This window comes from Streptomyces durocortorensis (assembly GCF_016901035.1).
Taxonomy (GTDB): domain Bacteria; phylum Actinomycetota; class Actinomycetes; order Streptomycetales; family Streptomycetaceae; genus Streptomyces; species Streptomyces durocortorensis.
Genome location: NZ_JAFEUF010000315.1, coordinates 1 through 6,686, shown reverse-complemented (window position 1 = coordinate 6,686; position 6,686 = coordinate 1). Strand labels below are relative to the sequence as shown.

Annotated in this window: 7 protein-coding genes; 5 read left to right on the top strand and 2 right to left on the bottom strand. The window is 72.3% G+C overall.

From position 1 onward, the window contains the following. A partial coding sequence (locus tag JS521_RS32465; protein WP_205086482.1) for a phosphohexomutase domain-containing protein occupies positions 1–1,162 on the top strand: 1,162 nt, incomplete at its 5' end. A 78-nt stretch (positions 1,163–1,240) separates the two neighbouring features. On the opposite strand, the gene JS521_RS32460 is transcribed toward JS521_RS32465, so the two are convergent. Then, a complete protein-coding gene (locus tag JS521_RS32460) occupies positions 1,241–1,879 on the bottom strand; it encodes a PH domain-containing protein (RefSeq protein ID WP_205086481.1) in 639 nt (212 codons plus the stop codon). 134 nt (positions 1,880–2,013) lie between these two features. On the opposite strand from JS521_RS32460, the gene deoC reads away from it, so the two are divergent. Genes deoC through JS521_RS32445 form a run of 3 tightly spaced genes read left to right on the top strand, consistent with a single transcriptional unit; the run spans position 2,014 to position 5,313 of the window. Further along, entirely contained in the window at positions 2,014–2,961 is a 948-nt protein-coding gene (gene deoC / locus JS521_RS32455; protein ID WP_205086483.1) for a deoxyribose-phosphate aldolase, read from the top strand. A gap of 5 nt (positions 2,962–2,966) precedes the next feature. Further along, complete coding sequence (locus JS521_RS32450; RefSeq protein WP_205086480.1) at positions 2,967–4,403, top strand: aldehyde dehydrogenase family protein; 1,437 nt, start codon at positions 2,967–2,969, stop codon at positions 4,401–4,403. Beyond that, entirely contained in the window at positions 4,396–5,313 is a 918-nt protein-coding gene (locus JS521_RS32445; protein ID WP_205086479.1) for an aldehyde dehydrogenase family protein, read from the top strand. The genes JS521_RS32450 and JS521_RS32445 overlap by 8 nt, the downstream gene beginning before the upstream one ends. Before the next feature lie 82 nt (positions 5,314–5,395). Here JS521_RS32445 and JS521_RS32440 read toward each other — a convergent pair whose 3' ends face one another. Next, the gene (locus tag JS521_RS32440) at positions 5,396–5,818 is read right to left on the bottom strand and encodes a hypothetical protein (protein WP_205086478.1); all 423 of its coding nucleotides are present in this window, start codon (positions 5,816–5,818) and stop codon (positions 5,396–5,398) included. A gap of 62 nt (positions 5,819–5,880) precedes the next feature. Here JS521_RS32440 and JS521_RS32435 point away from each other — a divergent pair, with 62 nt between their 5' ends. After that, a complete protein-coding gene (locus JS521_RS32435; RefSeq protein WP_205086477.1) occupies positions 5,881–6,588 on the top strand; it encodes a uridine kinase family protein in 708 nt (235 codons plus the stop codon). Positions 6,589–6,686: the final 98 nt, after the last annotated feature.

Below are 6,686 nucleotides of genomic sequence, written 5' to 3'. Positions count from 1 at the left end.
CGGCGACGGCTCGCAGATCGTGCCCCCCGCCGACGGCGAGATCGCGGCCGCCATCGCCGCGGTCGGCCCGCTGGCGGGCGTCGTACGCCCCGAGGGCGGCTGGGAGACCCTCGGTGAGGAGGTCCTGGACGCGTACCTCGCCCGTACGGACGCGGTCCTGGCCGCCGACAGCCCCCGTACCGCGCGCACGGTCTACACGGCGATGCACGGCGTCGGCACCTCGGTGCTGACGGCGGCGTTCGCCCGCGCCGGGTTCCCGGAGCCGGTCCTCGTCACCGAGCAGGCCGAGCCCGACCCGGCGTTCCCCACCGTCGCCTTCCCCAACCCGGAAGAGCCCGGCGCGATGGATCTCGCGTTCGCCACCGCGCGCCGGGCGGCCCCGGACCTGATCATCGCCAACGACCCGGACGCGGACCGCTGCGCGGTCGCCGTGCCGGACACCGCCACGGAGGGCGGCTGGCGGATGCTGCGCGGCGACGAGGTGGGCGCGCTGCTCGCCGCGCACCTGGTGGAGCGGGGCGCCACCGGCGTCTTCGCCGAGTCGATCGTGTCGTCGTCACTGCTCGGCCGGATCGCCGAGAAGGCGGGCCTCGGTTACGAGGAGACGCTGACGGGCTTCAAGTGGATCGCCCGGGTGGACGGCCTGCGGTACGGCTACGAGGAGGCGCTCGGCTACTGCGTCGACCCCGAGGGCGTCCGCGACAAGGACGGCATCACCGCCGCCCTGCTCGTCGCCGAGCTGGCCTCCGCACTCAAGGAGCAGGGCCGTACGCTGCTGGACCTGCTGGACGATCTGGCGCTCGCCCACGGGCTGCACGCCACCGACCAGCTCTCGGTGCGGGTGGAGGACCTGACGGTCATCGCGGACGCCATGGCCCGGCTCCGCGAGCAGCCCCCGACCGCCCTGGCCGGTCTCGCGGTCACCTCGGCCGAGGACCTGTCGCAGGGCACGGACAAGCTGCCGCCCACCGACGGGCTGCGCTACCACCTGGAGGGCGCCCGGGTGATCGTCCGTCCGAGCGGCACCGAACCGAAGCTGAAGTGCTATCTGGAGGTCGTCGTCCCGGTGGCGGACCGGGCCGGGCTGCCCGCCGCGCGGGCCCGGGGAGCCGAACTGCTCGCCGGGATCAAGCGGGACCTGGCGACGGCGGCGGGCATCTGACGGACCGCTCCCCCACACGCCGAAGGGCCGGCCCCCACCCGGGGTGCCGGCCCTTTCGGCGTCCTTGTGGCGTCGGCCTCAGCCCACCGCCACCAGGACCACCAGCAGGACGACCCCCGCGACGGCCGGCGCGATCACCTCGTACGCCCAGCGCACCGAGCCCCGGTCCGTGCCCTCCGGGGTCGTGTCACCGGCCCGCTCGGCGATGTCCCGCAGATCGCGGACGGTCTGGTCGGCCGAGCCCGTGCGCCCGGCGGAGTCGTGGACGTCGGCGCTGACCGACGTACGGCCGTAGGGGTCGTCGTGCGCCGCACGGGCCGCCGTGCGCGCCGCGCGCTTGCGGGCGCGCAGGGAGACGGGGATCGCCCACAGCTGGTACTTCGTGCCGTCCTGGGCGAGCAGTTCGGAGGAGTACGAGGCCCGTACGTCGGCGACCTCGGTCCAGGGGAGCTGGATCGTCCGGAACGGGTTGCGGACCCGGATGCGCTCGTCGTTCGCGAAGACGGCGGGCCGCAGGGTGAACGCCACGACCAGCGGCACCACGAGGAGCAGCGCGGCCAGCGCGAGCCACGGCGTCCGCCCCTCGCCCCGGATCATGGCGTCCCCGGCCATCCAGGCGATCAGCAGGAGCAGCAGCGACCCGCAGACCAGCGCGGCCACGGAACGGTAGGTCCGGTCGGCGTGGGGCGGCTCTGCGGGAGGTGTGGGGCTCGTCATGGGGCCGATTCTGCCCGATGGGCGTCCGGCCCGGCGGAGCGCCCGCCCGCGCTCGCGCCCCGGGGTCGGAACGCACGGATCGCCCGGCCCCCTGTACAGGTCGCTACGCGCGTAGATATGCTCCTCTGGTGACCATGCCCACCACTGCTCCCGCATTCGCCGACGCGACCGCGTCCGACAGTGCGCTGCGCCGCTTCCTGTTCGGGTTGCCCGGCGTCGACGCCGTCGGCCTCGAAGCGCGCGCCGCCGCCCTCGGAACCCGTTCGATCAAGACGACGGCCAAGGCGTACGCCATCGATCTCGCCATCTCGATGATCGACCTGACGACGCTGGAAGGCGCGGACACCCCGGGCAAGGTCCGGGCTCTCGCCGCCAAGGCCGTCAACCCCGACCCGACCGACCGCACGACCCCGCGCACCGCGGCCGTCTGCGTCTACCCCGACATGGCCGCCACCGCCGCCGCCGCGGTCGCCGGCTCCGGTGTGAAGGTGGCGTCCGTGGCGACCGCCTTCCCGGCGGGCCGTGCCGCGCTGGACGTCAAGCTCGCGGACGTCCGCGACGCCGTGGCGGCCGGGGCCGACGAGATCGACATGGTGATCGACCGGGGGGCGTTCCTCTCCGGCCGGTTCCTGAAGGTCTACGAGGAGATCGTGGCCGTGAAGGCCGAGTGCGGCGAGGCCCGCCTCAAGGTGATCTTCGAGACCGGCGAGCTGTCCACGTACGACAACATCCGCCGGGCGTCCTGGATCGGGATGCTGGCGGGCGCGGACTTCATCAAGACCTCGACCGGCAAGGTGGCCACCAACGCCACCCCCGCCAACACCCTCCTCATGCTGGAGGCGGTCCGGGACTTCCGGGCGGCCACCGGCGTACAGATCGGTGTGAAGCCGGCCGGCGGGATCCGCACCACCAAGGACGCGGTCAAGTTCCTCGTCCTGGTGAACGAGACGGCGGGCGAGGACTGGCTGGACCCGCACTGGTTCCGGTTCGGCGCGTCCAGCCTGCTCAACGACCTGCTGATGCAGCGCCAGAAGCTCAGCACCGGCCGTTACTCCGGCCCCGATTACGTGACGGTGGACTGATAGCCATGGCATCCGCATTCGAGTACGCACCGGCGCCGGAGTCGCGTTCCGTCGTCGACATCGCCCCGTCGTACGGGCTGTTCATCGACGGCGAGTTCACCGAGGCCGCCGACGGCAAGGTCTTCAAGACCGTCTCGCCGAGCAGCGAGGAGGTCCTCTCCGAGGTCGCGCAGGCGGGCGCGGCGGACGTGGACCGGGCCGTGAAGGCGGCACGGAAGGCGTTCGAGAAGTGGTCGGCGCTGCCCGGCTCCGAGCGCGCCAAGTACCTGTTCCGGATCGCCCGGATCATCCAGGAGCGCAGCCGCGAGCTGGCCGTTCTGGAGACCCTGGACAACGGCAAGCCGATCAAGGAGACGCGCGACGCGGACCTCCCGCTGGTCGCCGCGCACTTCTTCTACTACGCGGGCTGGGCCGACAAGCTGGACCACGCGGGGTACGGGGCGAACCCCCGGCCGCTGGGTGTGGCGGGCCAGGTCATCCCGTGGAACTTCCCGCTGCTGATGCTCGCGTGGAAGATCGCCCCGGCGCTCGCCACCGGCAACACGCTGGTCCTGAAGCCCGCCGAGACGACGCCGCTGAGCGCGCTCTTCTTCGCGGACATCTGCCGCCAGGCGGGACTCCCTAAGGGCGTCGTCAACATCCTCACGGGCTACGGGGACGCGGGCGAGGCACTCGTCACGCACCCGGACGTCAACAAGGTCGCCTTCACCGGTTCGACCGCCGTCGGCAAGGCCATCGCCCGCTCGGTCGCGGGTACGGACAAGAAGGTCACCCTGGAGCTGGGCGGCAAGGGCGCGAACATCGTGTTCGACGACGCCCCGATCGACCAGGCCGTCGAGGGCATCGTCACCGGGATCTTCTTCAACCAGGGCCAGGTCTGCTGTGCGGGCTCCCGGCTGCTGGTCCAGGAGTCGGTCCAGGACGAGGTGCTGGACGCGCTCAAGCGCCGTCTCTCGACCCTCCGCCTCGGCGACCCGCTGGACAAGAACACCGACATCGGCGCGATCAACTCCGCCGAGCAGCTCGCCCGGATCACCTCCCTGGTCGAGACGGGCGAGGCGGAGGGCGCGGAGCGCTGGAGCGCACCGTGCGAACTGCCGTCCTCCGGTTACTGGTTCGCGCCGACCCTCTTCACGAATGTCACCCAGGCGCACACGGTCGCCCGTGACGAGATCTTCGGCCCGGTCCTCTCCGTGCTCTCGTTCCGCACCCCGGACGAGGCGGTCGCCAAGGCCAACAACAGTCAGTACGGCCTCTCGGCCGGCATCTGGACGGAGAAGGGCTCCCGCATCCTCGCGGTGGCCAACAAGCTCCGCGCGGGCGTCGTCTGGGCCAACACGTTCAACAAGTTCGACCCGACGTCGCCCTTCGGTGGCTACAAGGAGTCGGGCTACGGCCGCGAGGGCGGCCGCCACGGCCTGGAGGCGTACCTCGATGTCTGAGAACAACCGTCTTGGCGTCTTCAAGACCTACAAGCTGTACGTCGGGGGCAAGTTCCCCCGCTCCGAGAGCGGCCGGGTGTACGAGGTGACCGACTCCAAGGGCCAGTGGCTGGCGAACGCGCCGCAGTCCTCCCGCAAGGACGCCCGCGACGCGGTCGTGGCCGCGCGGAAGGCGTTCGGCGGCTGGTCGGGCGCGACCGCGTACAACCGCGGCCAGGTCCTCTACCGCGTCGCGGAGATGCTGGAGGGCCGCAAGGAGCAGTTCGTCCGCGAGGTGGCCGCCTCCGAGGGGCTGTCGAAGTCCAAGGCGGCGGCCGTCGTGGACGCGGCGATCGACCGCTGGGTCTGGTACGCGGGCTGGACCGACAAGATCGGGCAGATCTCCGGCGGGGCCAACCCGGTCGCGGGCCCGTTCTTCAACCTCTCCACCCCCGAGCCGACGGGCGTCGTCGCGGTCCTCGCACCGCAGAAGTCGTCGTTCCTCGGCCTGGTCTCGGTGATCGCCCCGGTGATCGCGACCGGCAACACGGCGGTCGTCATCGCCTCCGCCGACGCCCCGCTGCCCGCGCTGTCGCTGGGTGAGGTGCTGGCCACCTCGGACGTACCCGGCGGTGTGGTCAACATCCTGTCGGGCGTCACGGCGGAGATCGCCGCGCCGCTCGCCGCCCACCAGGACGTCAACGCGATCGACCTGACCGGCGCGGACGCCGCGCTGGCGAAGGAGCTGGAGATCGCGGCGGCCGACAACCTGAAGCGCGTCCTGCGTCCACAGCCTGTGGACGCGGACAGCGCGTCCGACTCCGAGGACTGGCAGGCCTCCCCCGGTACGCACCGCCTGACGGCGTTCCTGGAGACCAAGACGGTCTGGCACCCGACGGGCGCACTGGGAGCCGCGGGCTCCTCGTACTGAGCACGGACCGCGCCGCAGGTACCCGAACGGGGCCGCCCTCCACCCCAGGCGGCCCCGTTCGTCTTGCCCGTGTCCGCGCGTGTCAGCCGGTGACGAGCTTGGTCACCGACCCCACCACGGGCAGGTCGCTCAGCGCGCCGCCGCTGGTGATCGGGTCGGTGACGATCGCGGTGGTCACCGGCTTGAAGTCGGCGATCTGGGTGCCCACGGCGTTGTCCAGCGGGTCCACCCCGGTGTTCGCCAGCGGGTGCAGCTGAAGGTCGGTGATCGGGGCGAGGCTGCTGGCCACCGAGGTGCCGAGCGCGCTGGTCACCGCGGGTCCGGCCGTCTCGGTGACCGCCTGGACGGCGGAGACGCCCTGCTCGGGGATCTCCGCGACCGGAGGCAGCTGGGGGGCGGCCTGTGCGGAGCCCGCACCGGCCCCCAGCGCGGCCCCCAGCGCGGTGAAGGTCAGACCGGCGCGCAGCAGGGCGCGACGTTCGGGCTTACGTGCATGAAGTGCCATGTTTTCCACCTGATCGAGCCTGGTCGGGTAATCGTCCGTACGCGCAGAGTAGTTGAGGTGTGATGTCGGATACCAACAGGAGGCCCGAGGGATCCCCTGCGCGGGTCAATGCCTCACACTTCTGTTCTGTGAGTTCCCAACCGATCCCGACCCGCGTCGTGCTGCTCGCGGGCCCCTCCGGCTCCGGCAAGTCCGTCCTGGCCGCCCGCACCGGTCTTCCGGTGCTGCGCCTGGACGACTTCTACAAGGAGCACGACGACCCGACACTGCCCCGGGTGCCCGGCTCCACGGACATCGACTGGGACTCCGCCGGGTCCTGGGACGCGGACGCGGCGGTGGCGGCCATCGCCGAGCTGTGCCGGCGCGGTCGTACGGACGTTCCGGTGTACGACATCGCCACGAGTTCCCGTACGGGTCACGAGACCTTCCACATCGAGCGCTCGCCGCTGTTCGTGGCCGAGGGCATCTTCGCCGCGGACATCGTGGAGCGGTGCCGGGAACTGGGGCTGCTCGCCGACGCGCTGTGCCTGCGCGGCCGCCCGTCCACGACGTTCCGGCGCCGGCTGGTGCGGGATCTGCGCGAGGGCCGCAAGTCGGTTCCGTTCCTGCTGCGGCGCGGGTGGCGGCTGATGCGGGCCGAGCGGCGGATCGTGGCCCGTCAGACGGCGCTGGGGGCGTATCCGTGCGGCAAGGAGGAGGCGTTGGGGCGGTTCGCTGCTGCGGCGGCGGGGCGGTGCCATCGAGGGGCTCCGGCGGCTCGGACGGTGTAGGCCTCCGGGGGAGTCGGCGGGGCGCTGGACGGTGAGCGGTGGGCGCCTGCGGCGGGCCTTCTCCCCGCCCCGCCCCTTCCCCCGGGGGGGGGGGGGGG